At 61.2% G+C, this 25,062-nt stretch carries 31 protein-coding genes, 1 pseudogene and 1 riboswitch; of the genes and pseudogenes, 12 read left to right on the forward strand and 20 right to left on the reverse strand.

The window, feature by feature from the left end:
• Positions 1–4: 4 nt before the first annotated feature.
• Genes thiO through ACD578_RS27190 form a run of 5 tightly spaced genes read left to right on the forward strand, consistent with a single transcriptional unit; the run spans position 5 to position 3,552 of the window.
• Complete coding sequence (gene thiO, locus ACD578_RS27170; RefSeq protein WP_404295020.1) at positions 5–964, forward strand: glycine oxidase ThiO; 960 nt, start codon at positions 5–7, stop codon at positions 962–964.
• Between the two features lie 10 nt (positions 965–974).
• Entirely contained in the window at positions 975–1,172 is a 198-nt protein-coding gene (gene thiS / locus ACD578_RS27175; RefSeq protein ID WP_404295023.1) for a sulfur carrier protein ThiS, read from the forward strand.
• A 3-nt stretch (positions 1,173–1,175) separates the two neighbouring features.
• Positions 1,176–1,946, forward strand: a complete 771-nt coding sequence (locus ACD578_RS27180; protein ID WP_404295026.1) for a thiazole synthase — start codon at positions 1,176–1,178, stop codon at positions 1,944–1,946.
• Positions 1,943–2,554, forward strand: a complete 612-nt coding sequence (locus tag ACD578_RS27185; protein WP_404295029.1) for a thiamine phosphate synthase — start codon at positions 1,943–1,945, stop codon at positions 2,552–2,554. The genes ACD578_RS27180 and ACD578_RS27185 overlap by 4 nt, the downstream gene beginning before the upstream one ends.
• Entirely contained in the window at positions 2,551–3,552 is a 1,002-nt protein-coding gene (locus ACD578_RS27190) for a ThiF family adenylyltransferase (protein ID WP_404295032.1), read from the forward strand. Before ACD578_RS27185 ends, ACD578_RS27190 begins: the two co-directional genes overlap by 4 nt.
• Before the next feature lie 22 nt (positions 3,553–3,574).
• Here the strand turns inward: ACD578_RS27190 and ACD578_RS27195 are convergent, their stop codons facing one another.
• Genes ACD578_RS27195 through panD form a run of 7 tightly spaced genes read right to left on the reverse strand, consistent with a single transcriptional unit; the run spans position 3,575 to position 9,042 of the window.
• Positions 3,575–4,036 carry a MaoC/PaaZ C-terminal domain-containing protein gene (locus ACD578_RS27195; protein ID WP_404295035.1) on the reverse strand — a complete coding sequence of 154 codons (462 nt, stop codon included), beginning with the start codon at positions 4,034–4,036 and terminating at the stop codon, positions 3,575–3,577.
• Complete coding sequence (locus ACD578_RS27200; protein ID WP_404295038.1) at positions 4,029–5,168, reverse strand: thiolase family protein; 1,140 nt, start codon at positions 5,166–5,168, stop codon at positions 4,029–4,031. Before ACD578_RS27200 ends, ACD578_RS27195 begins: the two co-directional genes overlap by 8 nt.
• Positions 5,165–6,643 (reverse strand): AMP-binding protein, encoded by a 1,479-nt coding sequence (locus tag ACD578_RS27205; RefSeq protein WP_404295040.1) that lies wholly within the window; start codon positions 6,641–6,643, stop codon positions 5,165–5,167. Before ACD578_RS27205 ends, ACD578_RS27200 begins: the two co-directional genes overlap by 4 nt.
• Positions 6,640–7,197 carry a biotin transporter BioY gene (locus ACD578_RS27210; protein WP_404295043.1) on the reverse strand — a complete coding sequence of 186 codons (558 nt, stop codon included), beginning with the start codon at positions 7,195–7,197 and terminating at the stop codon, positions 6,640–6,642. Before ACD578_RS27210 ends, ACD578_RS27205 begins: the two co-directional genes overlap by 4 nt.
• A complete protein-coding gene (locus ACD578_RS27215; RefSeq protein WP_404295045.1) occupies positions 7,194–7,826 on the reverse strand; it encodes an energy-coupling factor transporter transmembrane component T family protein in 633 nt (210 codons plus the stop codon). The genes ACD578_RS27210 and ACD578_RS27215 overlap by 4 nt, the downstream gene beginning before the upstream one ends.
• Positions 7,823–8,557 (reverse strand): energy-coupling factor ABC transporter ATP-binding protein, encoded by a 735-nt coding sequence (locus ACD578_RS27220; protein WP_404295048.1) that lies wholly within the window; start codon positions 8,555–8,557, stop codon positions 7,823–7,825. Before ACD578_RS27220 ends, ACD578_RS27215 begins: the two co-directional genes overlap by 4 nt.
• Before the next feature lie 32 nt (positions 8,558–8,589).
• Positions 8,590–9,042 carry an aspartate 1-decarboxylase gene (gene panD, locus ACD578_RS27225; protein ID WP_404295454.1) on the reverse strand — a complete coding sequence of 151 codons (453 nt, stop codon included), beginning with the start codon at positions 9,040–9,042 and terminating at the stop codon, positions 8,590–8,592.
• 13 nt (positions 9,043–9,055) lie between these two features.
• Here panD and ACD578_RS27230 point away from each other — a divergent pair, with 13 nt between their 5' ends.
• The 3 genes from ACD578_RS27230 (at position 9,056) to ACD578_RS27240 (ending at position 10,704) form a co-directional block, all read left to right on the forward strand.
• Positions 9,056–9,244, forward strand: coding sequence for a hypothetical protein (locus tag ACD578_RS27230; protein WP_404295050.1), 189 nt, complete (start codon positions 9,056–9,058; stop codon positions 9,242–9,244).
• Between the two features lie 523 nt (positions 9,245–9,767).
• On the forward strand, positions 9,768–10,118 hold the full coding sequence (locus ACD578_RS27235; RefSeq protein ID WP_404295053.1) for an integration host factor subunit alpha: 351 nt from the start codon (positions 9,768–9,770) through the stop codon (positions 10,116–10,118).
• A 259-nt stretch (positions 10,119–10,377) separates the two neighbouring features.
• Entirely contained in the window at positions 10,378–10,704 is a 327-nt protein-coding gene (locus ACD578_RS27240) for a PilZ domain-containing protein (RefSeq protein ID WP_404295457.1), read from the forward strand.
• Positions 10,705–10,915: 211 nt separating this feature from the next.
• Here the strand turns inward: ACD578_RS27240 and ACD578_RS27245 are convergent, their stop codons facing one another.
• The 7 genes and pseudogenes from ACD578_RS27245 to ACD578_RS27275 form a co-directional block, all read right to left on the reverse strand.
• Positions 10,916–11,551, reverse strand: coding sequence for a CBS domain-containing protein (locus ACD578_RS27245; RefSeq protein WP_404295056.1), 636 nt, complete (start codon positions 11,549–11,551; stop codon positions 10,916–10,918).
• Positions 11,526–11,915 carry an HPP family protein gene (locus ACD578_RS27250; RefSeq protein WP_404295059.1) on the reverse strand — a complete coding sequence of 130 codons (390 nt, stop codon included), beginning with the start codon at positions 11,913–11,915 and terminating at the stop codon, positions 11,526–11,528. The genes ACD578_RS27245 and ACD578_RS27250 overlap by 26 nt, the downstream gene beginning before the upstream one ends.
• Positions 11,916–12,228: 313 nt before the next feature.
• Positions 12,229–12,532, reverse strand: a pseudogene (locus ACD578_RS27255) (IS6 family transposase); the annotation flags it as partial.
• A 28-nt stretch (positions 12,533–12,560) separates the two neighbouring features.
• Complete coding sequence (locus ACD578_RS27260; RefSeq protein WP_404295062.1) at positions 12,561–12,842, reverse strand: hypothetical protein; 282 nt, start codon at positions 12,840–12,842, stop codon at positions 12,561–12,563.
• Positions 12,835–13,902 carry an ACR3 family arsenite efflux transporter gene (gene arsB, locus ACD578_RS27265; protein WP_404295065.1) on the reverse strand — a complete coding sequence of 356 codons (1,068 nt, stop codon included), beginning with the start codon at positions 13,900–13,902 and terminating at the stop codon, positions 12,835–12,837. The genes ACD578_RS27260 and arsB overlap by 8 nt, the downstream gene beginning before the upstream one ends.
• Before the next feature lie 11 nt (positions 13,903–13,913).
• Positions 13,914–14,339: an arsenate reductase (glutaredoxin) gene (gene arsC / locus ACD578_RS27270; RefSeq protein ID WP_404295067.1), complete on the reverse strand. Its 426-nt coding sequence runs from the start codon at positions 14,337–14,339 to the stop codon at positions 13,914–13,916.
• Positions 14,340–14,395: 56 nt separating this feature from the next.
• Positions 14,396–14,752, reverse strand: coding sequence for an ArsR/SmtB family transcription factor (locus ACD578_RS27275; protein ID WP_404295070.1), 357 nt, complete (start codon positions 14,750–14,752; stop codon positions 14,396–14,398).
• 363 nt (positions 14,753–15,115) lie between these two features.
• Between ACD578_RS27275 and ACD578_RS27280 the strand changes: the two genes are divergently transcribed.
• Positions 15,116–15,445 carry a hypothetical protein gene (locus ACD578_RS27280; protein WP_404295072.1) on the forward strand — a complete coding sequence of 110 codons (330 nt, stop codon included), beginning with the start codon at positions 15,116–15,118 and terminating at the stop codon, positions 15,443–15,445.
• Between the two features lie 189 nt (positions 15,446–15,634).
• Here ACD578_RS27280 and ACD578_RS27285 read toward each other — a convergent pair whose 3' ends face one another.
• Positions 15,635–15,973, reverse strand: coding sequence for a hypothetical protein (locus ACD578_RS27285; protein WP_404295075.1), 339 nt, complete (start codon positions 15,971–15,973; stop codon positions 15,635–15,637).
• A gap of 152 nt (positions 15,974–16,125) precedes the next feature.
• Positions 16,126–16,323: riboswitch (cobalamin riboswitch) on the forward strand.
• Between the two features lie 32 nt (positions 16,324–16,355).
• Here ACD578_RS27285 and ACD578_RS27290 point away from each other — a divergent pair.
• The 3 genes from ACD578_RS27290 to ACD578_RS27300 all read left to right on the forward strand — a co-directional run bounded on the left by ACD578_RS27290 (position 16,356) and on the right by ACD578_RS27300 (position 17,713).
• Positions 16,356–16,541: a CbtB domain-containing protein gene (locus tag ACD578_RS27290; protein ID WP_404295078.1), complete on the forward strand. Its 186-nt coding sequence runs from the start codon at positions 16,356–16,358 to the stop codon at positions 16,539–16,541.
• Positions 16,542–16,553: 12 nt separating this feature from the next.
• Positions 16,554–17,255, forward strand: coding sequence for a CbtA family protein (locus tag ACD578_RS27295; RefSeq protein WP_404295081.1), 702 nt, complete (start codon positions 16,554–16,556; stop codon positions 17,253–17,255).
• A 248-nt stretch (positions 17,256–17,503) separates the two neighbouring features.
• Positions 17,504–17,713: a DDE-type integrase/transposase/recombinase gene (locus ACD578_RS27300; RefSeq protein WP_404295459.1), complete on the forward strand. Its 210-nt coding sequence runs from the start codon at positions 17,504–17,506 to the stop codon at positions 17,711–17,713.
• A 206-nt stretch (positions 17,714–17,919) separates the two neighbouring features.
• Here the strand turns inward: ACD578_RS27300 and ACD578_RS27305 are convergent, their stop codons facing one another.
• The 5 genes from ACD578_RS27305 to ACD578_RS27325 form a co-directional block, all read right to left on the reverse strand.
• Positions 17,920–18,174, reverse strand: a complete 255-nt coding sequence (locus ACD578_RS27305) for a DUF1127 domain-containing protein (protein ID WP_404295083.1) — start codon at positions 18,172–18,174, stop codon at positions 17,920–17,922.
• Between the two features lie 1,255 nt (positions 18,175–19,429).
• A complete protein-coding gene (gene cysG / locus ACD578_RS27310) occupies positions 19,430–20,953 on the reverse strand; it encodes a siroheme synthase CysG (protein ID WP_404295086.1) in 1,524 nt (507 codons plus the stop codon).
• A complete protein-coding gene (locus ACD578_RS27315; protein ID WP_404295088.1) occupies positions 20,950–22,668 on the reverse strand; it encodes an NADPH-dependent assimilatory sulfite reductase hemoprotein subunit in 1,719 nt (572 codons plus the stop codon). The genes cysG and ACD578_RS27315 overlap by 4 nt, the downstream gene beginning before the upstream one ends.
• A gap of 12 nt (positions 22,669–22,680) precedes the next feature.
• Positions 22,681–24,432 (reverse strand): sulfite reductase flavoprotein subunit alpha, encoded by a 1,752-nt coding sequence (locus ACD578_RS27320; RefSeq protein ID WP_404295089.1) that lies wholly within the window; start codon positions 24,430–24,432, stop codon positions 22,681–22,683.
• Between the two features lie 154 nt (positions 24,433–24,586).
• A complete protein-coding gene (locus tag ACD578_RS27325; RefSeq protein WP_404295091.1) occupies positions 24,587–25,048 on the reverse strand; it encodes an Lrp/AsnC family transcriptional regulator in 462 nt (153 codons plus the stop codon).
• Positions 25,049–25,062: the final 14 nt, after the last annotated feature.

Raw genomic sequence — 25,062 nt, forward strand, 5'->3', positions numbered from 1 at the left:
CGGCATGCACATCCGTGTCATTGGCGCCGGAGTGGCCGGCCTGACAGCGGCAGTCGAATTGGCCGAGCGGGGCGCCATGGTCGAGGTTCTTGACCGTGGCCCGCACCTCGGTGCAGCCGCTTGCTCCTGGTGTGCGGGCGGTATGCTCGCGCCCTGGTGTGAACGCGCGAGCGCAGATCCGGTCGTGGCGGAACTGGGCCGTTATGCAATCGATTGGTGGCTGCGGCGCTTCCCCGGGACCACGCGCAAGGGTACGTTGGTGGTCGCACAGCCACGCGACGTGGGCGAACTCACTCACTTTGCTCGCAGAACGGAATGCTTTGACTGGGTTGACGGTGATCAGATTGCTGACCTCGAGCCTGATCTTCAAGAACGGTTCCACAAAGGCCTGTTCTTCGCGGACGAAGCACACCTCGACCCCCGCAGCGCACTGACGGCACTCGCCGCGCGTCTCACAGAGCTTGGTGTCCCTCTGCGATTTGGCGCCGAGGCCACCGTCAGCGACAGAGATGTAGATCGCATCATCGACTGTCGCGGCTTTGCCGCACGGGAGGATCTTCCAGACTTGCGCGGCGTCAAGGGTGAGATGCTGCTTGTCAGAACCCGGGACGTCTTTCTCCAACGCCCTGTTCGCCTGCTTCATCCGCGCATCCCCCTCTACATCGTGCCGCGCGGGAACGGGCTCTTCATGATTGGAGCGACGATGATCGAGAGTTCGGATCGAGGTCGCGTGACAGTGCGCTCAGTGGTTGAGCTCCTCAATGGAGCGTATTCTGTTCACCCGGCTTTCGGCGAGGCCGAGATTATCGAGTTTGGAGCTGATGTCAGGCCCGCCTTTCCTGACAACCTGCCTGCGATCCGGGACTGCGGCCGAACGATCTCCTTCAACGGCCTGTACCGTCACGGATTTTTGCTCGCCCCCGCCTTTGCGGCCCGGGTCGCTGATGTCGTCTTCCACAACTGAGAGACAAGGCATGAAGATTATTCTGAACGGTGAGGAGCGTGAAATTGAGGAGCGGATCTTGTCGCGCACTCTGTGTGAGCTCAACTTCGGCGATGCCGTTGTGGCCACGGCCGTCAATGAACGGTTCGTTCCCGCTTCCCAGCGATCGGCCATCGAGCTGAACGACGGCGATCGTCTCGAGGTTCTCGCGCCGATGCAAGGAGGGTAGGTCATGCTGTTTTACGATGTCGAGCTTGCGTCACCCTTGATGCTGGGAACCGCGCAATATCCATCACCTGCCATCCTGGCAGCGGCGGTCCAAGCCTCGGGTGCGCAGGTGGTGACCGTCTCGCTCCGGCGCGAGGCGAGCGGCAGCCAGGCCGGACAGGCCTTCTGGTCGATCATCCGCGATCTCGGCACGCGCGTTCTGCCCAATACGGCTGGGTGCCGCACGGTCAAGGAAGCGGTCACGACGGCCCACATGGCCCGGGAGGTCTTCGGAACGCCGTGGATCAAACTCGAGGTGATCGGGGAGGAGGACACGCTCCAGCCGGACGTCTTCGGCCTGGTCGACGCTGCGCGAATTCTGACCGAAGAGGGCTTCCAGGTCTTTCCGTATACGACGGAGGATCTCGTTGTGGCCGAACGCCTGCTCGCGGCGGGATGTCGGGTTCTGATGCCTTGGGGCGCACCGATTGGCTCAGGCAGAGGTCTCAATAACGTCTTCGGGTTGAAGATGCTCCGGGCCCACTTTCCCGACGTGCCGCTTGTGGTCGACGCCGGGATTGGCCTGCCCTCACACGCGGCTGCCGCCATGGAGCTTGGGTTCGACGCGGTTCTTCTGAACACCGCGGTTGCCAGGGCCGGTGATCCAGTCGGGATGGCCAAGGCTTTCGCCCTGGCGGTTGAGGCTGGCCGGCTGGCACGGCACGCCATTCCGATGGAGCCGCGGGAGATGGCGAGCCCGTCGACCCCGGTTCTGGGCAGGGCGATGCTGACATGACGCTCGTGCTCGATCCCTTCTATCTCATTGTCGACAGCGCGGCTTGGGTGCGGCGCCTGGTACCGCTCGGCGTGAAACTCATTCAACTTCGCATCAAGGGCGAGTCCGATGCGGCGATCGCACGTCAGATTCGAGAGGCGAAGATCTGCTGCGAACATTATGGTGCTCACCTCGTTGTCAACGATTACTGGCGGCTCGCCATTGCGGAGGGCTGCACCTTCGTTCACCTCGGGCAGGAAGACCTCGCGGGCGCGGATCTGGCGGCCATTCGAGCGGCCGGGATCCGGCTGGGTGTCAGTACGCATGATCACACCGAACTCGATCAGGCACTCTCCGTTGCGCCGGACTACGTGGCTCTGGGACCGATCTATCCGACCGTCCTGAAGCAGATGCCCTGGAATCCCCAAGGCTTGAGCCGCATCACGGAGTGGAAGCAGCTCATTGGCGAGATCCCACTCGTTGCCATCGGTGGTCTGACCATCGACCGCATCCCAGGGGTGCTGGCTGCGGGCGCCGACAGTGCGGCGGTGGTGACGGACATTCTCCGGCACCCGGACCCTGAGCATCAAACCCGCCGCTGGATCGCAGCAACGAGAGCAATCGTATGATCACACGCTACGCACGACAGATCGTCCTCCCGGCGGTGGGTGAGGCTGGCCAAGCCAAGCTTGCTTCATCCTCGGTTCTGGTCGTCGGGGCCGGCGGTCTGGGTTGTCCCGTCCTGCAATATCTCGCGGGGGCCGGAGTCGGGCATATCACGATCGTCGATCATGACCGCGTTGACGAGAGCAACCTCCACCGGCAGCCGCTCTATCGCACGACCGACGTAGGCCAGCTAAAAGTCGAGGCTGCTCGCAAGGCTCTCGAAGTCCTCAATCCGTCCGTGGTTGTTGACGCGCTTGCCCTCTATCTCGATTCGGCCGCGGCGAAGGATCTTGTGAGGGGCGCCGATGTCGTCGTGGATGCCGCTGATAGCATTGCGGTCACGTACAATCTGAGCGACATCTGCAAGGCAGCGGGCAAGCCTTTGATCAGTGCGTCCTGTGTGGGCTTGAAGGGCTATGTCGGCGCCTTCTGTGCCGGTGCTCCGAGCTACCGATCCGTGTTTCCGGATATTCCTCAGAACCTAGGGAGTTGCGCCACGCTGGGCGTCCTGGGCTCGGTCGTCGGTGTGCTTGGCGGGTTGCAGGCGCAGATGGTGTTAGCCCTGATTCTTGGCTTGGATCCATCGCCGCTCGGGCAGCTGGTTTCGGTTGATCTGCAGAAACTGGAGTTTGGCGGGTTTTCCTTCCTGGATGCGCCGGAGGCGGCTGGTTTCGCGCCGCCGTTCATTGCGCTATCGGATGTCAACGCCGACGATATTGTCTTTGAGCTCAGAAGCATGGATGAGGTGGCGGTCTCTCCGTTTCCGCAGGCTCACCGCGTGACCACTGACACGATCGTTGAATTGAGCCGGGATGTCGCAGGATCGAGCCGGATCGTGCTCTGCTGCCGCAGCGGCCTACGAGCGTGGCGGGCAGCGAGCCTTCTCAGGGATCAGGGACATCAAAAGCTTGCGCTCATCGCAATGGGCGATATTGATGAGGTTTGTACGCAGCGTGTTTGAGCGGTTTGTTGACTGAAGCCTTTCAGCTCCGGAATGCGTCGACACGGTTGGCCTCCAAGGCAACAGTTTGATCGGGCAGAACCAACTCGCATTGCATCTCAACAAACGTTGTTGACCCTCGCTGGCTCACGTCGAGAAGACGTCCGCACAATTGGAACGGCGTGTCGCATTCGATGGCGTGCCGGAATCGCACATACCGCAGCGCTGCAAGCCAGCCGCTCTGGGCTTGCGCGACGAGATAGGTCTCCCGGATTAAAGAAGGCAGGAGGGCGAGGAGCAGCTGACCCGGGACGATCGTTCGCCTGCCGGACAATTCATGCGCGGCGCGAGACGGATCAACATGAATCCATTGCGGATCGTTGGTCAGCGCCGCGAAGGCATTGATGGTGTCCTGTCCCACCTGGCGCCATGCTGTCGGACCGAGTGGCTGATGCAGGAACTGGCCGAGATCAGACGCCTGCTTGACGCGCAAGGGCTCACCCATGACGATCTCCGGAAGAGCGGAGGAGAAGGGCGCTTCCCAGTCCTCCGGCAGCCGCAATCGCGGCCAGCCCAAAGCCACTACGTCGTATACGCACCATTTCGTGCCATAATCTGACAGCTAGGATAGCGCCGGAAGCTCCGATCGGATGCCCTCGCGCGAGAGCGCCGCCACCCCGGTTGACGAGAGCTGGGTTGAGGCCCAAGGCTGCGATCCCGGCCATCGCCTGCACGGCGAAAGCCTCCATGATCTCCACGCACGACAGCTCAGATGCCGTCACCTCCTGGCGGGCAAGCAACCTGCGGACTGCCGGGATCAGCGCAAGGCCGGGCCGGACTGGATCACCGCCCACCCTGGCTCCCCCGAGCACTTCCAAAACCGTGCGATCCACGTGTTGAGCGATGGACGCGGAGGCCACAAGAACAATGGCGGCGCTGTCGGCCTCGACGGCCACCGTCGCGGCCGTCACTCCATGCACCGTGTCACCGGCCAGCACTGGCAGCCGACGACAGAGAGCCGGTGCCAGCTGGCGTGGGAAGGCATCCCGCGTGACACCCCCGAGCGGCACAATCTCGTCCACGTGTCGCACGCTCAAGGCTTTAGCGTGGCTTGTCACGGCGAACGCTTCCTGATCAGTACGCCGGATCGCGAGTTCTTCTGCCAAGGCGGCCGCCGCCGGGAGCATGTCCGGATCCTGATCAGGCCACGGCGTGAAGGGAGGCCGGTCATACGGTCTGGGCTTGTCTTGAGGTTCCTTGGGAGGCCTGATCCGCATGGGCGCGCGGCTGTAACTCTCCACGCCGCCCGCTACAATGAGGTTTGCCTCGCCCGCGCGAACACGGGTCACCGCCGGCAGGATCGCGTCCAAGCCGGCGCAGCATTGGGTGTCCAGCGTCATGGCAGGGATGGTCTCGGGAAAGCCAACTGCTAGTGCGGCAAGGCGGGCCGGGTTTCCGCCGCCATACAGAGCGTTGCCGAGAATGACCTCATCAACCTGTGCGGGCGAGACGCCGACATCATCGAGCACTGCGCGGATGGGTCCTGCGGCCAGTTCGTGCGCCTCAAAACCGGCAAAGGCGCCACCACGCGGGATGACGGCAATGCGCCGGGCCGCAATCAGGAACACGCGGTTCATTGCAGAGCCTTGTAACTGCCCTGGCGCCAGGCCTCGCGCAAGGCTTCCAGATCCGTCTTGCCCGAGCGCGTCAGCGGCCAGTCGGTGACGACCCCATAGACCCGCGGCACCTTGAACAGCGGCAAAGCCTGGCGGCCATGGGCGATGAGAGCGGACCGGGTGACGGTCTGATCGCGCAGAGCCAGCATCGCAACGATCCGCTCACCCCGCTGAGTATCGGGTATGCTGAGCACCGCAACCGCGGCAATCCCTGAGTGCCGCGCGAAGACCCGCTCGATCTCCTCCGGGTAGATGTTCTTGCCGGACGAGACGATCATGCGGTTGGCGCGGCCGACCAGATGCAGAAAGCCGTCGGCATCAAGAAAGCCGACATCCCCCACCGACACCGCCGATCCCACGCGCCAGCAACCGCCAGTCCCGCCATAGGCGTAGTTCATGAACACCAGAGGGCTTTCGACAAACACGCGTCCAGGCTGGCCTACCGGCCGAACATGCCCAGCCTCATCCCGGATGGTGATGGTCACCCCCGGAAAGGCCCGCCCAACCGACGTCACAGGCACAGATTCGCTATCCTTTGCCACTGTCACGAAGCTCAATTCGGACGCTCCATAGAACTCGGCAAAGCGGGCATTGGGAGCAAAGGCTTTAAGGCGCGGCAGGGCCTCGGAGAACCACTTGGCGCCCGAGCTCAGGATCCAGCGCAGGGACGACAATAGCTCTTGCTGCCCCTCCTCAGCCGCCTCGATCACCAGGGTGAGCTGCGTTGGCACACCGTAGAGCACCGTTGCCCCATACTGGGTGATGAGATGCAGCACCTGCGTCGGCCTGAAACGACGGCTCAGAATAACCGTTGCCCCGGCATGCAGACCGTTCATGAAGGCATAGAGAAACAGCGAGTGGGTGAGCGTTCCGGGGGCGAGGACAACATCGGTGGGGCCAAGACCGAACTCGATGGCATCGCCCTTGAAGCTCTCCAACCAGGAGCGATGCGAGCGGCGGTACCCTTTGGGCTCCCCGGTCGATCCGGACGTAAAGCCGACATAGAAGGCGGTGCCGGGATCGGTTTCTGGGACCGCTCCGGGTCGAGGGGGTGTGAGGGATCCGGCAAGAGATTGGGCCGACGCGGATGGTTCAATGAGAACAGCCTGATCGCCCATGACATCTGGGCTGGCGGTGAACACGCGGGCAGGGCGCAGTCCGGTGAGAACCCGCTGCGTCAACTCAGCAGGCCAATCCGGATCCAGGATCTGGGCTTCACGACCCGCCCGGGCCGCAGCCAGACTCAGCAATGCCAGCGGCAGACCATTGGGCAGATGAAGGGCAATGCCGCCCGCAGGCTCCTGGGCCAGCGATGCGGCGAGGCGGGAGACACAGTCCTCCAGCTGCGCGTAGGTCAGCGTCTCATCCTCGACGATGAGCGCAAGCCGATCCGGGGCTGTCCGGGCGTGCTCCGCAAGAGCCGCGGTCACGTTCATGGCTGCGGGACGGAGGCTCTCAGGCGTATGGAGGCCGGCATAGCCGCCACAACCGCGCCCGTGGCAATCGCCTTCAGAAGGTCGCCGGGCAGGAAGGTGAGGCTGGCCAGGGCCGCCTTCGCCAGCGGCATTCCGGTCATCAGGGCAAGACCTGCAATGCCGCAGGCATAGATGACGCCGATCCCGCCCAGGATCGACGCTGCGGCGGCCGAGAGGCCAACGGGCAACTTGGGCAGTGCATGGAAGACCAGCCCGGTCACCATCACGCCCGGAACCCAGCCGAGCAGGAAGCCGACCGTCGGGCCAAAGAAGACCCCGAGCCCCCCGCGCCCGCCGGCCAGGAGCGGAGCCCCAAGCGCCACGACCACGATGAAGAGCACAACGGCTGCGGCCCCTGAACGCGGGCCGAGAAGAACTCCCGCCAGCATCACGCCGAGGGTTTGGGCGGTCACAGGGACGCCAGCCGCAAAGGGCAGGTCGATCTTGGGCAGAAGCCCGAGGGCAGCAATGATCGCCGCAAACAGCGCAACGCGAACGAACTCGCGGGTGGTCATGGCTTGTCTCCTGGAGAGTGGTGAGTGGATGGACGGGTGTTGAAGCCGCGCGCGTCGAGCGCTTCGGCCACCTGGTCGGCCATGCGAAGCGCCTCGGCGACGAAGGAGGGGATGAGCCTGAGCGAGGCGCGGCGGCCGGTGCGGGCGCGCCAGGCCTCCTCGCGTTGCTGCCACGCGGACAGCAGAACCGGCACGAAGCGGAGCACCAGGGCGATCGCGAGTGCGGGCACACGGGGGTTGAGGCCCAGCCGTCTGAGCGGGGCCAGAACCGGAGTCAGGGCGTCGATCATGCTCTGCATGGTCGTGGTGAAGGTCACGAGGCTTGCCGCCAGCACCATCAGGAGAATGCGCATGAACGAGGCCACGGCCGCAGGCCACGTCTCCAACCAGCCCTGCAGCAGCGCGATCGCAACGAGAAGCGGCATCAAGGGCTTGAGCAAGGCCAGGCGGCGCAGGGCCTCTCGCCCAAGGCTGGCGTAGATCACCAGCACCAGGACCAGTCCCATGCCGAGCACCCGCCAGTCCGTCACCGGCAGCACGAGAAGGCTCAAGACCGTGACGGCTCCAAGTTTTGGGCCCGCCGGAACACGGTGCAGCCAGGTGGGACGGGCGAGGTATCCCGCGATCATGCGACTTCCCTCATCCCCCGATGCGCCTCAGCTCTGTAGGCCTCCAGGACGTCCCGAGCAGGTCCATCGGCGCGAACCCTCCCTTGCTCCAACCACACGATGCGATCGAATGGTGCCAGGAAGTCGAGATCATGGCTGGCCATGACCATCGGCTGCGCGAGAGCCTGCAGTTGATCCGCAAAGGCGAGCCGGGTGGCAAGATCCAGGCTGGCGAAGGGCTCATCGAGCAAAATGAGCCTCGGCTCGAGCGCGAGGACAGCAATCAGGCAGACCAGCTGCTTCTGCCCCTCTGACAGATCGTGAGCCACTCGCTCAGACCAGTCTGCTTTACCGAACCGGCCGAGCCAAACCAGCGCCTGACGCATGGCTTCACGGCGTGTGTCCCCTCGCTCCTGAAAGCCGAAGGCAATCTCCTCGCCGACCGTTGGAAAGATGATCTGGCGGTCAGGATTCTGAAACAGAAAGCCAACACGCGACGGGATCTGCTTCCGGTGGCTGGCTGTGCTCAGGCCAAGTGTCGTCACGCTTCCGCTCACCGGCAGAGCCAAACCGTGGGCCAGTCGCAACAGCGAGCTCTTGCCCGAACCGTTGGATCCGATAAGGCCAACACGCCGCTCTTGCAGCAAGAGTGAGAAGCCGTCGAAAACAACGTGCTCCCCGTGAGAGTAGGTCACCCGGTCGAAGAGGAGGTGAGGGGTGGGGTGCACGAGCCGATCTGCTCCTTCAATCATGGGTCATCCGCTCATGAGCGACGAGGGCGAGATCACCCAATTCCTGTGAAAAGGGGGATCGGCTGCCTGACGCCAACCTCATTGAGAATCGAAAACTGATAGCGTCCTGCTGCATCGACCCGGACCTGATAGCTCAGACGTCCAATGACATGATTGTCGCGGTCGAAGGTCAAAATCCTCGGATTCATCGCGGTGATTTGCCCCTCTGGAATATAGATCGAGTTGCAGATGATCACTGGATCCCCAGGTTGGCAAGTTCGTGCCGCCGCGCCGTTCAAGATGCAGCAGCGGGATCCGCGCTCGCCCAAAATCACGTACGTCGAGATCCGGGCGCCGGAGTTCTTGTTCCAGATCTCCACGAACTCGAGGGGGACAATTCCCGCCTCTTCACAGTGCTCCGGATCCAGGGTGATCGAGCCGTGATAGTTCAAGTTGGCCTCGGTCACATGGATGCCGTGCAGCTTGGCAGCAACAACTTTCCTCACGGCGTGATCCTTCATGAAGGCCGTCGATGCACTGGGCCGCCTGCACCGCAGCGTCATCGCTTCAGCGAGCAATCATGGTCCATTCCGCGCTGCACGAATCGAGCCCAGTTTCAGAAGGAGCGTCGACATCGATGCCGCACACATGCTCCAGACGAACCAAGAAAAGGCCCGCAGTCACAGCAACCTTTTAGCGCCGCAATGAGGCCGGCTACAAGAGTTAGATCTTCTAAATTAATCCTTCGACGGAGATCGTTTTGCTATTCCCGGGTCAGAGACAGTCAGCTTGTGCTTTTTGGGTCGATTGTCGCAAACGAAGGGATGAGCCATTCGCAACAGAGCAGAATTGAGCGGGCTCGCTCTGCCCGTGGAAGAAGGCGGTGCGGGAGGATGATGCGACTGACCTTTCGCAAGATGGCGTCCCACTCAGGTGTAAGAGCAGAGGGCAAGATTCAGCAGGCGAGAATAACCATGAAGGCTGCAGAAGACGCCTGCACTCTGTGTCTTCCCCGTCACAAATTATTTCCACTTGAAAAAATATAATTTCGTAATCGATTACATTGCCGACATGGGATTTCAAACGAAAGCGTCTGGCGATAAGGAGCGTTCGCGACCCGCATCCCCCTTTACGCAGATGCGGTGTCGCTCCTCTGAGAAGAGGGTTTCCTCCCCAACTTGGGGCTGCTGGCAACGGCAGCCCATTTCTTTGACCGGACGAGACTGTGGTAATGGCGCCTAAGACCGTGACCCGGACAGACCTTGTTGAGGCCATTTGTCAAAAGGTCGATCTCTCGCGAACTGAGGCCGCGGAGATGGTCTCACAGGTTGTCGGAGAGATTTGCGATACTCTTGCCACAGGTGCGAGTGTGAAACTGTCGGGGTTCGGCACCTTCCATGTGCGTGACAAGGCAGGGCGGGTGGGGCGGAACCCAAAAACGGGGGTCGAGGTCCCGATTGATCCACGCCGGGCCATCGCATTCATTCCCTCGAACGTTCTCAAGGCCCATCTGAATCGGTCTTCCACTCCGGCCTTCGGAGACGCGAAGGACAGTGAACTTCGGGGACGGCGGACCGCATGAAAACGGAATCGGGACCGTGGCAGAATTGGAGTTTCTCACGGTGCGCTAATCATGGCACCTTGATCCGCTTGGCTGCTGCCACGTTCCACCACATTCGTCACGCCATCTCGTCGGACATTCCTGAGAACTTCTACAGGCGTATCGTTGACGTACTGACAGCAGGGATCTCCAGCGGCGCCATTCTGTTCGCGGTCCTCATCGCTCCCATGGATCGGCAGTTGTCAGGCACCGACTCACCTGGAGGCGTTAGAGCGCAATGATGAGAGAGGATGAACGCCGCTGGCATCGCAGACGCTTGTCAGATTTCAGTGCCAATATTGTGCTTCCAAACCAATCGCCGAGCGTGACCTGTACTGTCGAAAACATATCCGCAGGCGGTGTTCGGATCAGGTTGCCAACGGCTGTCGCTCTACCAAGGGAGTTCGTGTTGGAGATCCCGAGCCTCAACCTGCGTGTTGATGCTCGTGTGGCATGGAGCCGAGGTGAGCATCATGGCGTCAAGTTTCTCTGGCGGCAACACAAGAGCTCCCGCGAAGCGGGTGCCAGTCCTGACCGACCTTGGGGATCCTTAAGCCTAACGGGTTAGTCGCCCGGAACCAGGGGAGAGAAACCCCGCCCGGGCCGGGCGACCGAGCCCGCACCAATGCCGCTTGCGGGCCTCCCACACGATCTGGACTCGGCTTGCCATGCTGAGAGCGCCAATGTCCTCTCCGGTCTGGCCTAGGGCAGGCAAAACAGGCACCCTGCTTCAGTCCACGAGTGCGGGCGGATCCAAGAACATCACCAATAAGCCGTGGTTACTTGACAACAGACAAGGTCGCTCGTGCACGCTCGGGTGATCCCGATGCCGTTGCCAACTGAGATCGGAACAGTCCCGCGATCAGATCTGACTGCGTAACGATGCCAACGAGCTGGTCATCGTCATTCACAATTGGAATTTGCTCCAACCCGGCGTCGGCCATCAGTGGAACGAGTTGGGCGACAGCCACATCTTGCCGGACCGTTTGGACGGGAACCGTCATGACCTGCCCCACTGAACCTGTTTGCCCGCGTTCGATCCGGATCACCCGACGGGCCATTTGACGAATGCCGATCCGAAGGCCTCGATTGGCATCCCAGTCACTATGCTTGATGAGATCGGCTTGGGTGATTATCCCAACAACGTGGTGATTGTCGGAGACAACCGGCAAGGCTTTCATACTGTGCTGACGAAGAAGCCCCCACGCCACACGCAGTGGAGTGTCAGTTGTAACGGATACAATGTCGCGGGACATGATATCTGCGCACACGACTCGCCCAAATCGGCGATGATACGCCTGCACTTCGACCTTCCTGAACAAGGCATCAAGGCTGTCGCGACTCACGTCAACGACTTCATCGCTTTCGCGCAGGATCGCATCCAGATCGTCACTCCTGAACCCGGCCCGCTGCAAGGGTGCAGGGTCCGTCGTTTTGTAATGATTGGTCGAGGTGGGCTTGGTCAGTCAGATGCGGATAGCGTCGACCGGTTAAATTGTTGAACAGAACTCCCATCACCAGCAGGATCAATGATGCGGGCGCGACAGGCCAAAGGACAAACCCATACCCGGCAGCCTTGATCGCCGGTCCACCAAGAACAGCCATGAGGGCCAGAGCTCCGCCTGGAGGGTGCAGGCACCGGAGAACGAACATCACGGCCACCGAGGCCGTCCCCGCGAGCGCGGCCGCCATGAGCGGCTCTCCCAGGCATTTGGCGCATGTCACACCGATGGCCGCCGACACCACGTTCCCGCCGAGAATGGACCATGGTTGTGCCAACGGGCTCGCCGGCAGAGCAAATAGAATGATGGCGGAAGCTCCCAAAGGCGCACTCAGGAGAGGCAGATTCCCAGGAGAGTCGAGAAAGCCTGCTCCGACGAATCCGACCGTCATAATGCCCGTTAAGATTCCAGCGCAAACGCGAAGCTGCTCCAGACGACTGATATGAGACAGATCCGGAATAAGGCGCTTGGCCCAAGAGAGATACCGAAGCACTTTGCTCATCGGAAACTATCGGATCGAGAGGGGAATTGCTGGAGCTGAGGCGTGCTTAGCCTGAACCAGGCGTGTTTGATAGTCGCAACCTGCAAGAAAAGCCGTCCTGCTCAACAGTCCGCCACAACCAGTGCTTTATTGCCAGAGATGCTGATGACCACCTCATCGAGGTGCCAGATGTCAGTCGACCATGGCTGTTTGCGACGAAGGCCGCGGGCGTACTCCGGACCGAATTCGTTGCACCAGCGGCGGATCGTTTCAGAGGATGCGACGATGCTGCGATCGAGCAAAATCTCCTCAACCAATCGCAGGCTCAGCGGGAATCTGAGGTAAAGCCGGACTGCATGGGCGATAATCTGGGGTGATAACCGACGGCGTTTGTAGCTGAGAGGTTTGGTCATGCAGCGGTTTCTAAGCCGCGGCTCCCCATCAAAAGTTACCCGACATCCCCGACAGCTCCCGCAATTCCTGCACCTTGGAGTGGTCACTGGCGGTAGCGTCCGGCAGCTGCAGGCCGTGCGCATCGAAAACGCAGGTATCGGCCCCGAAATCCCTGAGGAGCCATTCGGCCTCGAATGTCAGGAAGGGGTTATAGGAGCATTCCCTCAGGGCCCGTAGAGCAGCAGGGCGCGTGGACATACGCCGTGGCGCCAGCTTGCTGTGGTCCGGAACATCCAGGACGGAGAAGTCGATGTTAGGAAGATCACTCACCGGCTGGAACCCTCCGTATCGAGGGAGCTGACCGCTTGGCGCCGCGCTCATACCAGCCCTGGCTGTGGTTCACGATCCACACGACGGACAGCATCACGGGCACCTCGATCAGCACGCCGACGACGGTCGCCAGCGCCGCCCCGGAGTTGAAGCCGAACAGGCTGATGGCGGCGGCCACTGCGAGCTCGAAGAAGTTCGATGCACCGATCAGAGCCGAGGGGCCGGCGACGCAGTGCTGCTCCCCGGCGATCCGGTTGAGCAGGTAGGCCAGTCCGGAGTTGAAGTAGACCTGGATCAGGATCGGCACCGCCAGCATGGCAATGACCAGAGGCTGGGCCAGGATTTGCTCGCCCTGGAAGCCGAACAGCAGCACCAAGGTCGCGAGCAGGGATACCAGCGAAATCGGCTGGAGGATTCGCAACAGCCTGGTGAGGGCTGCCTCGCCGCCCTGTGCGCGAAGGTGTCCCCGCAGAAACTGTGCCAGGATCACCGGAATGACGATGTAGAGCACGACCGAGAGCAGGAGCGTGTCCCACGGCACGGTGATCGCGGACAGGCCGAGCAGCAGGCCGACGATGGGCGCGAAGGCGATGACCATGATCACGTCGTTGAGGGCAACCTGGCTCAACGTGAAGTGGGGCTCGCCCTTGGTCAGGTGGCTCCACACGAACACCATGGCCGTGCAGGGGGCTGCTGCCAGGATGATCAGGCCGGCGATGTAGGAGTGGATCTGGTCGGCGGGCAGGTAGGGCTTGAACACGTAGCCGATGAAGAGCCAGCCGAGTGCCGCCATCGAGAACGGCTTCACCGCCCAGTTGATGAAGAGCGTCACGCCGATGCCGCGCCAGTGCTCGCGCACCCGCCCCAGAGAGGCGAAGTCGATCTTGATCAGCATCGGGATGATCATGAGCCAGATCAGAGCCGCAACCGGCAGGTTGACCTTGGCGATCTCCAGGGTGCCGACGGCCTGGAAGAGCTCGGGGAAGAGGTGACCGAGGGCGATGCCAGCCACGATGCAGAGCGCGACCCAGAGGGTCAGGTAGCGTTCGAAGATGGACATCGGAAATTCCTTCAGGCGGTGGCCACGCGGCGACCGTGCTCGTCGATGACCCGTTCCCCATCCTCCTTGACGAACTCGCCGAGCTGCGGCGGCAGGAGGTCGAGCACGGCCTCGGACGGACGGCACAGGCGCACGCCCGTGGGCGTGACGACGATCGGGCGGTTGATCAGGATCGGGTGCGCCATCATGGTGTCGAGAAGCTGGTCATCAGTCAGATCAAGGTTGTCGAGCCCGAGCTCGTGGTACGGCGTGCCCTTCTCGCGGAGGACATCCCGCATGCTCACGCCCATGCGCTCGATGAGCTGGCGCAGCAGGCGTCGCGTTGGCGGGGTCTTGAGGTACTCGATGATGTGCGGCTCGATCCCGGCGTTGCGGATCATGGCCAGCGTGTTGCGGGACGTGCCGCAGTCCGGGTTGTGGTAGATGATCACGTCCATGGCAATGACCTCGGGTCGGGGCGGAAACCGTTGGGGAGCAGGGGCAACGGGAGACGTCACCCTGCGGCGACCTCATTCGCTGGGCAGCAGCGTGCAAGGGCATCGATCAGCGGGGCGCACAGGCCTGTGCGCCCGCCGCAGCAGTCCTTGAGCAGGAAGGTCACCGTCTCGCGCAGGCGATCGAGGTCAGCGCGGTAGATGATCGAGCGGCTCCGGCGCTCCGAGCGGACCAGTCCCGCACGGGCAAGGATGCCCAGGTGCGAGGACATCGTGTTGTGGGGGACGGCGAGATACCTTGCGATGTCGCCCGCCGGCAGCCCGTCCGGCTCATGCTTCACTAAGAGACGGAACACGTCGAGGCGTGTCGGCTGGGCCAAGGCCGCAAGGGCAAGGATGACGCTGTCTGATTCCATATGTCGAGACTTAACGACATACGCAGACGGGCGCAAGTGGGAGATGCATCGATCAGAATACCGAGGAGCAGGTCATCCGGACTGCTACGTGGCTTGAGGTGGTCGAAGTGCTTGCCCACCCTGAATTAATATCACACTCGTATCACCCACTCAGGGCAAGACAATCGCGGCCCTCCCGGGGGAACGTCTCACAGATCCTCATGCTCCCGCATTTGGACGCGGCGATTCAGAGGGCATCCCAACCTGCCGCGTCTCGGGTTGCATGGATCCGATTTGGCCTGGGTGCGGCTTGAGAAAGCGATTGTCGATTTTGCGGACCAAGACAAAAATGGCCGTGAGCCCTTATCGTGAAACGCGCTTTTGATGAAAAAGATCTATGTGATCGGCGTTGGCTCGCAAAATCGCGACCATAGGACCATTCAGACGATCAAGGTCCCCAATGAGGCCGACGCCTTCTTTGTGATCGACAAGAGACCTGCCACCAACGCACTGATCGATGTCCGCAACGAAATTCGCCGCTTTATCGAGGATCCGGCCTATCGCATCGTCCGGGCCGGCAATTCTGAGCGCGACGGTCAGGCAGTCGATTACAAGCGCAGGGTCGATGAGTGGCATCGCGCTAGGGCAACGATGTTCGAGGGACTGATCCGTGACAAACTCGAGCCGAACGAATGCGGAGCGTTCCTCGTGTGAGGAGATCCGGCTCTCTACGACAGCATGATCAGGATCCTGCAGCACGCCCTAGCTTGGACACCCGTCGCATTCGATGATCAGGTGATCTCCGCGATCAGCACCGTTCAGGCGTTGGCCCGTCGACAATATTCGCTTGAACAGCATCGACGAGGCTGTTCATATCACCACGGTGCGGATGCTCGCCCAGGGTCACACCGGGATACCGCGAGTGTCGTGATTATGCTCATCTGTCAATCGCTCGGCGCGGAAAAGGGCTGGATCATGGACATATACCTCTTGAAGCAGGAGAACGGCAAAGCATGATCGCGCGTCCGCGATGGGCATGTGCGCCCAGCCTTCGCAAAAATGCGTTCTGACGATCCGACATGGCGGCAAGATATTGATGCTCTGGTGTTCAAGCCGAAAGGGCACCAGGGCGGCTGCTTCGTCCACAGGCTGGCGTTCCGCTCCTTGAGTCAGGAGACTTTGCGGGAAAGCTGCGAGGCCTTTTTTCGGTCGCATGAGGATGTCTTTGAACGGGCCGCCCAAGCGAAGATCCAAAGGGCAGGCGTATCGAGCACGGAGAACTTCCATCTGACAAGCCGTGACATCAGACGAGCTCTGGGGGAGGCTGCCGGCCCATTGTGAGGGCTTGCGGCCATGTCCGTCGCTGTCTTTGCATTGGTGATTTGGACAAATAGGGTTATAGCTAAGGTGTCGGAGCCCTTCGGGGACAAGTATGGGAATGCGGTGCGGGCTGTCTTTCACCCAATGCCGCGGCTGCCTCCGCAACTGTAGACGGAGAGTGTTCCTCGCCGCGCCACTGGGTTTCCCGGGAAGGCAAGAGGAAACGCGCTGATCCGTGAGCCAGGAGACCTGACGGCATCGAAAAACCTCTCAAAGTCCTCGGGTGGAGGACAAAGGATGAACCATGAATACTCAACAGACTTCGCTCCCAATCCAAGCATCGGTTACATCGGCTTCCCGGCTGGTCCAAATCGGTCTTGCAGCTTTCCTCGGCCTTTTTGTCCTCGGGACCGCCGGCTTCTCGCATATCGAGGCCATCCACAACGCATCGCATGATGTGCGCCACTCGCTTGCATTCCCCTGCCACTGAGGGGCAAGAGCGATGGCCGTCTTTCGCAATATCGTCTTCATCGCCGCTCTCGCCGGGCTCATGGCAGGCCTTGTGATGACTGTCATGCAATTTGCCGGCACAATCCCACTGATCTTGAAAGCCGAAACCTTCGAGAACGCGGAGCTGCCCCATGAGCATGCCGCAGTGCCGAATGCGGGGGCTCCTCATTCGCATGACGAGGACCAATGGGCTCCGGCGAATGGCTTTGAGCGCTCGGCCTACACCGCTCTCGCCAACGTGGTTACGGCTATTGGCTTCGCCCTCTTGCTTGTCGCCGCAGCCGAGCTCAGGGGTGGAATGACTGGTTGGCGCCAGGGAGTGGTCTGGGGCCTGGCTGGGTTCGCTGTGTTCACCTTGGCGCCTGGCCTCGGCCTCCCGCCTGAATTGCCGGCCATGCCAGCTGCGGAACTGGACCAGCGCCAGATCTGGTGGGTCGCGACCGCATTGGCAACAGGGCTCGGTCTTGCCTTGCTGGTGTTCAAGCGGTCCGTGCCGCTCGCCATCCTGGGCCTTGCACTCATCGTTGCACCGCATCTGATCGGTGCACCAAAGCCCGACAGCTTTGAGAGCCCCATCCCCGCGGCGTTGGCCCATGATTTCGGTGTGATGGTTTCCGTGATCAGCTTCGTCTTCTGGGTGGTTCTCGGAGGAACCGCAGGATTCATCCGCTCACGGGTACAACAGATAGCGTAGCGAACGGCAGGCCTACCCTGAAACAACCATGCGAATCCCTGCTACTTCCGGGATGCCTGTCCGCCATGTCCGAGGAACGGCCTGTCTTGCGTTCCCAACAGCGCCCCTTCAGGACGCTGTTTTATATCACGCTGGCTCGGGGCGGAATGGTCGTTGAATCGCGGCTCAATTCTAAGGGAAGGACGCCACGTCGTGAGGATTCTGTCAGGCATTGGATGGCTGTCTTGATCCAGCGCCGATCCAAATAGCTGTGGCGAGCCGTCGATCGGGAGGGCGAGGTCTTGGACGCACTCATCCAACCGGGCCGCGACAAGGGTGCTGCCCTGAAGTTCATGTGCAAGCTACTCAAGAGGCAAGGGCTTGCTCCGAGCGTGCTCGTGACGAACAAGCTGCTGTCCACCGAAGCGGCCCGACGCGAGCGCTGCGCTTGTCAGTGCGCCATGGGCAGGACTGTATAAGAACCATCGGGCCGAAAATGCATATCAGGTGATGAGACGACGCGAGCGAAGATGCGGAGGTTTCAGTCTCCTGGCTCTGTACGACGTTTTCCTTCCATGCATGCCGCTGTTGACACCACATCAACCTCAGTGCCTTTTCCCGCAGGACGGGCCGCCTGTTCAGGACACAGGCGGCTCACAACGGCTGCAATATCAATAGGAGCGGCTCACAACCCCTTTGAGGCTCGGCCTTGGTTCCCGTGACCACGCCCTCGAGCGATGCTGTCAATCTCGAAGCGCCTGATGCCGAGGTCATTGAGTTCACGATCGGAGAGCCTGGACAGCTCGTTGGCGGTCTCGCGATTACGTAAGTAAGAACGGATCTGGGCAAGGATCTGGGATACGAACATCTTGAACTCCTGTCGGTTCGATAACGTGTGGGCTGGCGGCTGTTGTTTCTGCCTGTGCGGCGCAACATACATATCTGTGCGACGCACAAATGAGCAGTGATGCTAAAATTGAGGCAGACATGCCCAAGATGCATGCTGCTGTCAGCAATCATTCATCGGATTGCTCGCGAGACATTACGAGAGCGTTTTGGAGAAGGATTCTTCTACCTGCTCTCCCATTCCTGAAAAGTGAGCAAGGATGTCAGGCAAACAGAGTCTGCTCAGCGTCAATCCTGGGGAGCATGAGACTTTGTCAAGCAGCCATGGAGAGGGTCCCCTTCGGAAAGCTGCGATTAAGCCTCATGGGCGGATGTGCAAGTCGAACTGAGGGCACTGGTAACAATGGTTGCGTCAGATTTCCTCATGCCTCCGGAGGCCGTCGTTCACATCATCAATGCAAATCCCCTGTCTGATCTCGATCAGTGTCTCGACCAAGGGACAGAGCATTTTGTCATCCGGATCAGCAACAAACCCAGACAAGTCATCAACGGTTATCGACTTGTATGAGATCACGATCAGCTCATGGGTGCTGGTCTATCTGTCAAAACCCTCCATCGACGTCTTCCGCGAGTTGGCATTCCCGTGTCGTTTAATAGAAAAGGCCGCGCCTGGTCCTTATAACGAACCAAGACGCGGCCCCCGGCCCGTATTTGCCCCTACGGGAACCTGCTAACCTAAGGTCAACCTTGGCGGGAATGCGGCCCAGCTTCGAGGACTGTTAGGCCGTTTTGAGGGAGGCTTGTCACCTCAGACTCCATTCAAGGATTTCCCTCATCCAGATTGCTGCCACAGGCCAATCCTTCCACGCGCCGCAAGCGCGGGCTTTCTCATTGTCAGCAACGCGCTGTGGCGTCCTGCATTTCTCGCTAACAGCCCGAACTCGATTCAGATGGAGTTGTGTACCGTCTCGGCCACATTGCTTTTGAGCGAAGCATTTTCGCAAGCACCGCATTCACCCGTGAGAGAATTTTCAACTCTGCCGGCAACCAAATAAAGGATGTTCATCCTGCGCATTGATCGACCAAAGAACAATTTTTTCAAACCTCGTTCAGAGGCATGAAATCGCTGTAAGGGCTCATGCTCTCGTCTATAATGGCCAGAGTGTAGAACTCACTGATTTTCAGATAACATGGCACGTTCCAACTCGCGTCCCTCCCGCAAAATGCCTTTGGGCACCGTTCTTTTCTGGCTTGTGGTTGGAGCTGCCATAGCCGCAAGAATTGCTTACTTTGACCAGATCTCAGCACCTGCAGCGGCAAGGCCGTTGTGACGGCAACATCAATGCTTCTTAGTGATCCAGCAGAGCAGAGACGGCCTGTTGGTTCTCTGCCACTAACTGCCGTTCCTCATTGGGAACATTGAATGCGCCGTCCTGTTGGATCGGAGATTCGTTTGCAGCGCTAACGGAGGCCCCGATGGCGATGATCAATGGCCCGACTTCAGGCAACAACGCTCCGTGGGCGACGTTCTTGATGGTTGTGTGCGAGCTCTGCTGATCGTCTCTCGAAACATTGCTGATAGCGACAACGGGCGTATCGGGAGGAAGACCGCTCTCGATCAGGCGCATCGCCAGCTTGGCTGCCGTGCGCCGGCCCATATAGATTACTGTTGTGGCCTGTGGATCGGCTAAAGCGCCAATGTTCAAGTTCTCGGGAAGGTCGCCGTGGCGGTCATGAGCCGTGATGAACTGAACCCTTTGAGCATGATCGCGGTGGGTCAATGACGTATTGAGCGAGGCGGCCGCGGCACTCGCGGTCGTGATGCCAGGAACGATGCGGACCGGAACGCCGGCTTCACGGCAGGCTGCAACCTCCTCGCCAGTGCGGCCGAAGATGGCAGGATCGCCGCCTTTAAGACGAACGACACGTTGGCCAGCAAGCGCCAGATCGACAATCAGTGCATTGATGTCTTCCTGGCGGCAGGATGCGCCATGGCCTTCCTTGCCGACGTGGATCCGGCGGGCCTCCCGGCGGGCCAGTTCAAGAATGGCGGGCGTGACGAGGCGATCGTAGACAATCACATCAGCCGCCTGAAGCTCGCGCATTGCCTTCAGAGTCACAAGCTCGGGATCGCCGGGACCGGCGCCGACTATGACGACCTCGCCAAGCGCCCGTCTCGCTAAAGCTTCTCCACGAACCTTGTGTGCGAATTGATCCAGAGTGGCGTTCAAGTCGCGCTCATGGGTTCTGCTCGCGAATGCGGCATCGACGAACTGTTCCCAGAACCGGCGCCGGCCCTGTCTTGTGGGCACAAGGTCTCGCAGGTTATCTCGGAAGTCTTTTGCAGCCTGCGCCCACACGCCGAGAGAGGACGGCAGGACGGCTTCGATCCGGCGGCGGATCGCCTGGCCTAGGATCGGAGCAGCTCCGTCGGTTGATATGGACACAATCACCGGTGCCCGGTTGACGATGGTGCCAAACTGGAAATCGCAGAAGGCAGGCTGATCGACAACGTTGACGAGGGCCCCACGCCGACGGGCTATGTCGGCAAAGAGTTGAGCCTCCTGCTGATTGTCGATATCGGCCACCGCGACCGAGACACCTTGGAGATCGGCTCCGCACCAACCCCGCCGGGTCAGAGTGAGGCGCTCCGGGTCGTTCCGCACGAGCGCGAGCAGTTCAGGCGAGGGATCCTTCGCAAGGATTCTAACGGTGCCGCCGGCGGATGCGAGAAGTTCAACTTTCCAGGCAATCCCGTCAGATCCGCCCACGACAAGGATCGAGCGTCCTGCGAGGTCAAAGAAGACCGGCAGCTTTGGGAGGGCGCCAAGGCGGGCAGGGCGTCGATCCTCGGGCCGTAGGGACGCGTTCATTCCGCCGCCTTGGCAAGAGGGCCTGTATTGGCGTGAAAGTCCGGCCCATTGGCCGTGGCGGCGATAAGCCCTGAGCGGATGACGAAGTCCCCGAACCTCTCGGCGGGCTTGCGACTATCAGCATAAGCCGCAAAGAGCGGATCGAGAGCTGCGACAATCTCATCGTGCTGCAGGTCGGCGGCATAGAGCTTGGAGAGCCGAGAGCCATCGAACCCGGCGCCGAGATACAGATTGTACCGTCCAGGGCCTTTGCCCACGAGGCCGATCTCGGCGATGTACGGGCGGGCGCAACCATTGGGGCAGCCGGTCATACGGATCGTGATCTCATCCTCTGCTAGACCCCGAAGGTTGAGGCGCTCTTCGAGAGCGGTCACGAGCGACGGCAGATAGCGCTCGCTTTCGGCCAGCGCCAGGCCGCAGGTCGGCAGGGCCACGCAGGCCATGGCATTGCGGCGCAGCGCGGTCGCGTGGCTCGTCAGGCCATATTCCGCCACGAGCGCTTCGATCTCCGGACGTTTCTCAGGCGACACATTGGCCACGATGACGTTCTGGTTCGCGGTTAGGCGGAATTCCCCATCGTGAACCTCCGCAATCCGGCGGAATCCGGTCATGAGGGAAGGGCCGTCCGGGATGTCGCGCAGGCGGCCATTCTCGATGAAGAGCGTCAGATGGGAGCGGCCATCCTCGCCTTCGACCCATCCGTATCGGTCACCATTCGCATCGAAGCGGAACGGCCGCGGCTCGCCCAACGCTTTGCCGATGCGCCGCTCGACCTCGGCGCGGAATGCCTCAAGGCCGCGATCCTCAATGGTGTATTTGAGACGGGCGTGCTTGCGGAGTGTGCGATCACCCCAGTCGCGCTGTACCGTCACCACAGCCTCTGCTACGGCAAGGGCATCCTCAGGCCGGCAGAAACCCATTACGTCGGCCGTGCGGGGATAAGTGTCCTCCTCGCCATGGGTCATGCCCATGCCGCCGCCAACCGTCACGTTCCAGCCTTTGACATCTCCCTTCTTGTCGAGGATCGCGATGAAGCCGAGGTCGTGGGCGAAGATGTCGACCTCATTCGACGGAGGGACCGCCACCACCGTCTTGAACTTGCGTGGCAGGTAGGTCCGGCCATAGACGGGCTCGATGACCTCCTCTCCGCCGACGACCTTCTCCCCGTCGAGCCAGATCTCGCGATAGGCCGGGGTTTGCGGCAGGAGATGCTCGGAAATCGACCGGGCGAGATCAAGAGCCGCTTTGTGGGCGCGGGATTGATGCGGATTGGTGGAGGCCAGCACATTGCGGTTGACGTCGCCGCAGGCGGCCAGGGTGTCGAGAAGCGCCGTGTCGATGGCCTTCATCGTCGCCTTCAGGTTCGACTTGATCACCCCATGGAACTGGAAGGTCTGCCGGGTCGTCAGGCGCAGCGTTCCATTGGCGTATTCCCGGGCGATCTGGTCGAGCTGGAGCCACTGGGCCGGCGTGCAGACGCCGCCGGGAATGCGCAGGCGGATCATGAAGGAATAGGCCTTTTCAAGCTTCTTCTTCGTGCGCTCGGCTCGCAAATCCCGGTCGTCCTGCAGATACATGCCGTGGAACTTGACCAGTTGCTGGTCGTCCTCGGTAATCGCACCGGTCACGATGTCGGTGAGGCCTTCCGCGAGCGTGCCGCGGAGATAACCGCTCGCCTCTTTGATGCGCTCGTTGCGCGAGAGTTCCTTGGACATCGTTGATGCTTCTCAATAAACGTCTTGGTGATAGCGGCGGCCGCGCTCAAGGTCTGTCACGGCGAGCTCGGCAGCCTCGGGAGAAAGGGCCTTCACGTCCGCATAGGCGGCGATCAGCGCTGCACGCACGTCCTTCGCCATAGCCTTGGCGTCGCCGCAGACATAGAGCTGAGCGCCATTCTCCAACCAGTCGACGACGTCGCGGCGGCGGTCCCAGAGACGATGCTGAACATAGACTTTTTGCGGTGTGTCGCGCGAGAAGGCGAGATCGATCTTTGTCAGCGATCCGTCCTTCAGGGCATCCTGCCATTCCAGCTGATAGAGGAAGTCGTGCGTGTAGTGCCGGTCACCGAAGAACAGCCAGGACTTTCCGCTGGCGCCAATGGCGCGCCGTTCCTGCGCGAAGGCGCGGAAGGGTGCAATGCCGGTCCCCGGGCCAATCATGATAATGTCGGTGGAGGGATCGGGCAGGCGGAAATGCTTGTTGGGCTTCAGGCGAATACGGGCGGTCGCGCCGGTCTTGAGCCGGTCGGCCACAAAGGTCGAGGCGACACCACCACGGGCCCGGCCATGCGTCTCATAGCGAACGGCCGCGATTAGAAGATGCGCCTCGTCGCCGACCTCCTTGCGGGAGGAGGCGATGGAATAGGCCCGCGGCGGAAGAGGGCGGGTGAGAGCTGTCAGCTGCTGGCCGGTCAACGATGCGGGGAAGGCTTCGACGAGATCGATCAGCTGGCGACCTTCGATCCAGGAGCGGGCCTGCCCCTCGTCCAGGAGCCGGCGCACCTCCGCATGCCCTGTCTCAGCGGCAAAGGTCTCAAGTGTCTTGACCGAGAGGGTTGTGATGTCCCGCTCAGCTATCAGCGCGGTACGCAAGGTATCGTCCGCAGGCAGTCCCGTCGCCGTAAGGACGGCATCGACGAGGACCGGGTCGTTCTCAGGAAAGAGTTCGAGCGAGTCGCCGGGTTCATAGGCCGGAGCGGCGCCATCGAAGCCAAGCGCCAGATGAACGGTCTCCTTGTCGGAGCGCGAGGAGTTCAGGTTGACGTGCTCGATGATCTCGGCGGCCACCGGGTCGCGGCTGATCTCGGTGCCGGCACGGGAGCTGAAATCGACCGACACCACATTGCCCAAACTCTCCTGAGCCGGGGCAAACGCCTCGAGCGTGCTCCTGATCCAGGCCGCGGCGGGAGCGTCGAAATCGAGGTCGCAATCGATCCTGTCGACCGCACGCACCGCTCCTAGGTCGGCGAGCCGTGCATCGATGGCTTTGCCGACGCCACAGAAGTCGGCATAGGCGGTATCGCCCAATGCCAGGACGGCGAAGCTCGTGCCTTCGAGGCGCGGCGCCGATCCTCCCATGAGCTCCGCATAGGCCCGGGTCGCCCGCGCCGGCGGCTCGCCTTCGCCCCACGTGGCAGCAATCACCACGAGGCGGCTCTGCTTTGGTAGATCGGCGACATCAAGATCCGCAAAATCAATGATCTTGGGCTTAAAGCCACCCTTCCGGGCAAGCTTCGCGACGTCCTGGGCCAGCCGCTCCGCATTGCCGGACTCGCTCGCGAAGAGGATCGTGAGGGGCTCTGCCGGGCGGGCGGGTGCATCCACACGGGGGAGGGGCACCTGGCCCGCATCGACCCCAGCGAGAAAGCCGGCGAGCCACGCACGCTGGATAGGAGAGGCTGCACTCAGGACACGATCGAGGCTGAGCCGGTCGTCGTCTCCAAAGGGCGCTGTTTGAGGCAGAAGGGCAAATGCTGACATGGCTGCAGTCTCGGCGAGCCTTTATGACAAGTCAATGAAACGTTCTTTTTAAAGAACGCGGAATGACAGAAACTTCCTTCCTCCAATCTTCCAAATCGGAGAAAAGTATTCTGTTCGCCTTGAGTTTTAGGAACATACGCCAAGGATCCGATGATTATGCCATCGTCTCGATCGGCAGGGCTGTGGTGGATTTCACCCGCTCGACACTGAAGCGCGAGCTGACCTTCTTGAGAGGAACAATTTCAATCAAGCGCTTGTAGAACAAGTCATAAGCCTTGACGTCGGCCACAACGACACGAAGGATGTAGTCGACATCCCCGGCCATCCGATGGAACTCGACGACCTCATCCATGGTCGCGATCGCATCGGTGAACTGCTTGATAGCATCCTGGGTATGGTCCCCGGCTTCAATGCAGACGAATACGGTTAAGCCGAGCCCGAGCTTGTCAGCATCCAGGAGTGCGACCCGCCGCTGAATCACGCCCTCGGCTTCAAGGCGTTGAATGCGTTTCCAGCATGGTGTTTGAGACAAACCCACCCGATGACCGACATCTGCGACGGACAGTGTGCCATCCTGCTGCAGAAGGTTCAAAATTTTTCGGTCGATGCGATCCATCTCTGCGTCCTGCC

The sequence above is a fragment of the Microvirga sp. RSM25 genome, from assembly GCF_044784385.1.
Classification (GTDB): Bacteria; Pseudomonadota; Alphaproteobacteria; order Rhizobiales; family Beijerinckiaceae; genus Microvirga; species Microvirga tunisiensis.

What these genes read in the sequence shown, in the direction of transcription:
- thiO (WP_404295020.1), top strand. Translation starts at nt 5, where the DNA reads ATGCACATCCGTGTCATTGGCGCCGGAGTGGCCGGCCTGACAGCGGCA.
- thiS (WP_404295023.1), top strand. Translation starts at nt 975, where the DNA reads ATGAAGATTATTCTGAACGGTGAGGAGCGTGAAATTGAGGAGCGGATC.
- ACD578_RS27180 (WP_404295026.1), top strand. Translation starts at nt 1,176, where the DNA reads ATGCTGTTTTACGATGTCGAGCTTGCGTCACCCTTGATGCTGGGAACC.
- ACD578_RS27185 (WP_404295029.1), top strand. Translation starts at nt 1,943, where the DNA reads ATGACGCTCGTGCTCGATCCCTTCTATCTCATTGTCGACAGCGCGGCT.
- ACD578_RS27190 (WP_404295032.1), top strand. Translation starts at nt 2,551, where the DNA reads ATGATCACACGCTACGCACGACAGATCGTCCTCCCGGCGGTGGGTGAG.
- ACD578_RS27195 (WP_404295035.1), bottom strand. Translation starts at nt 4,036, where the DNA reads ATGGGTGAGCCCTTGCGCGTCAAGCAGGCGTCTGATCTCGGCCAGTTC.
- ACD578_RS27200 (WP_404295038.1), bottom strand. Translation starts at nt 5,168, where the DNA reads ATGAACCGCGTGTTCCTGATTGCGGCCCGGCGCATTGCCGTCATCCCG.
- ACD578_RS27205 (WP_404295040.1), bottom strand. Translation starts at nt 6,643, where the DNA reads ATGAACGTGACCGCGGCTCTTGCGGAGCACGCCCGGACAGCCCCGGAT.
- ACD578_RS27210 (WP_404295043.1), bottom strand. Translation starts at nt 7,197, where the DNA reads ATGACCACCCGCGAGTTCGTTCGCGTTGCGCTGTTTGCGGCGATCATT.
- ACD578_RS27215 (WP_404295045.1), bottom strand. Translation starts at nt 7,826, where the DNA reads ATGATCGCGGGATACCTCGCCCGTCCCACCTGGCTGCACCGTGTTCCG.
- ACD578_RS27220 (WP_404295048.1), bottom strand. Translation starts at nt 8,557, where the DNA reads ATGATTGAAGGAGCAGATCGGCTCGTGCACCCCACCCCTCACCTCCTC.
- ACD578_RS27230 (WP_404295050.1), top strand. Translation starts at nt 9,056, where the DNA reads ATGAAGGCCGTCGATGCACTGGGCCGCCTGCACCGCAGCGTCATCGCT.
- ACD578_RS27235 (WP_404295053.1), top strand. Translation starts at nt 9,768, where the DNA reads ATGGCGCCTAAGACCGTGACCCGGACAGACCTTGTTGAGGCCATTTGT.
- ACD578_RS27240 (WP_404295457.1), top strand. Translation starts at nt 10,378, where the DNA reads ATGAGAGAGGATGAACGCCGCTGGCATCGCAGACGCTTGTCAGATTTC.
- arsB (WP_404295065.1), bottom strand. Translation starts at nt 13,902, where the DNA reads ATGTCCATCTTCGAACGCTACCTGACCCTCTGGGTCGCGCTCTGCATC.
- arsC (WP_404295067.1), bottom strand. Translation starts at nt 14,339, where the DNA reads ATGGACGTGATCATCTACCACAACCCGGACTGCGGCACGTCCCGCAAC.
- ACD578_RS27275 (WP_404295070.1), bottom strand. Translation starts at nt 14,752, where the DNA reads ATGGAATCAGACAGCGTCATCCTTGCCCTTGCGGCCTTGGCCCAGCCG.
- ACD578_RS27280 (WP_404295072.1), top strand. Translation starts at nt 15,116, where the DNA reads ATGAAAAAGATCTATGTGATCGGCGTTGGCTCGCAAAATCGCGACCAT.
- ACD578_RS27290 (WP_404295078.1), top strand. Translation starts at nt 16,356, where the DNA reads ATGAATACTCAACAGACTTCGCTCCCAATCCAAGCATCGGTTACATCG.
- ACD578_RS27295 (WP_404295081.1), top strand. Translation starts at nt 16,554, where the DNA reads ATGGCCGTCTTTCGCAATATCGTCTTCATCGCCGCTCTCGCCGGGCTC.
- ACD578_RS27305 (WP_404295083.1), bottom strand. Translation starts at nt 18,174, where the DNA reads ATGTATGTTGCGCCGCACAGGCAGAAACAACAGCCGCCAGCCCACACG.
- cysG (WP_404295086.1), bottom strand. Translation starts at nt 20,953, where the DNA reads ATGAACGCGTCCCTACGGCCCGAGGATCGACGCCCTGCCCGCCTTGGC.
- ACD578_RS27315 (WP_404295088.1), bottom strand. Translation starts at nt 22,668, where the DNA reads ATGTCCAAGGAACTCTCGCGCAACGAGCGCATCAAAGAGGCGAGCGGT.
- ACD578_RS27320 (WP_404295089.1), bottom strand. Translation starts at nt 24,432, where the DNA reads ATGTCAGCATTTGCCCTTCTGCCTCAAACAGCGCCCTTTGGAGACGAC.
- ACD578_RS27325 (WP_404295091.1), bottom strand. Translation starts at nt 25,048, where the DNA reads ATGGATCGCATCGACCGAAAAATTTTGAACCTTCTGCAGCAGGATGGC.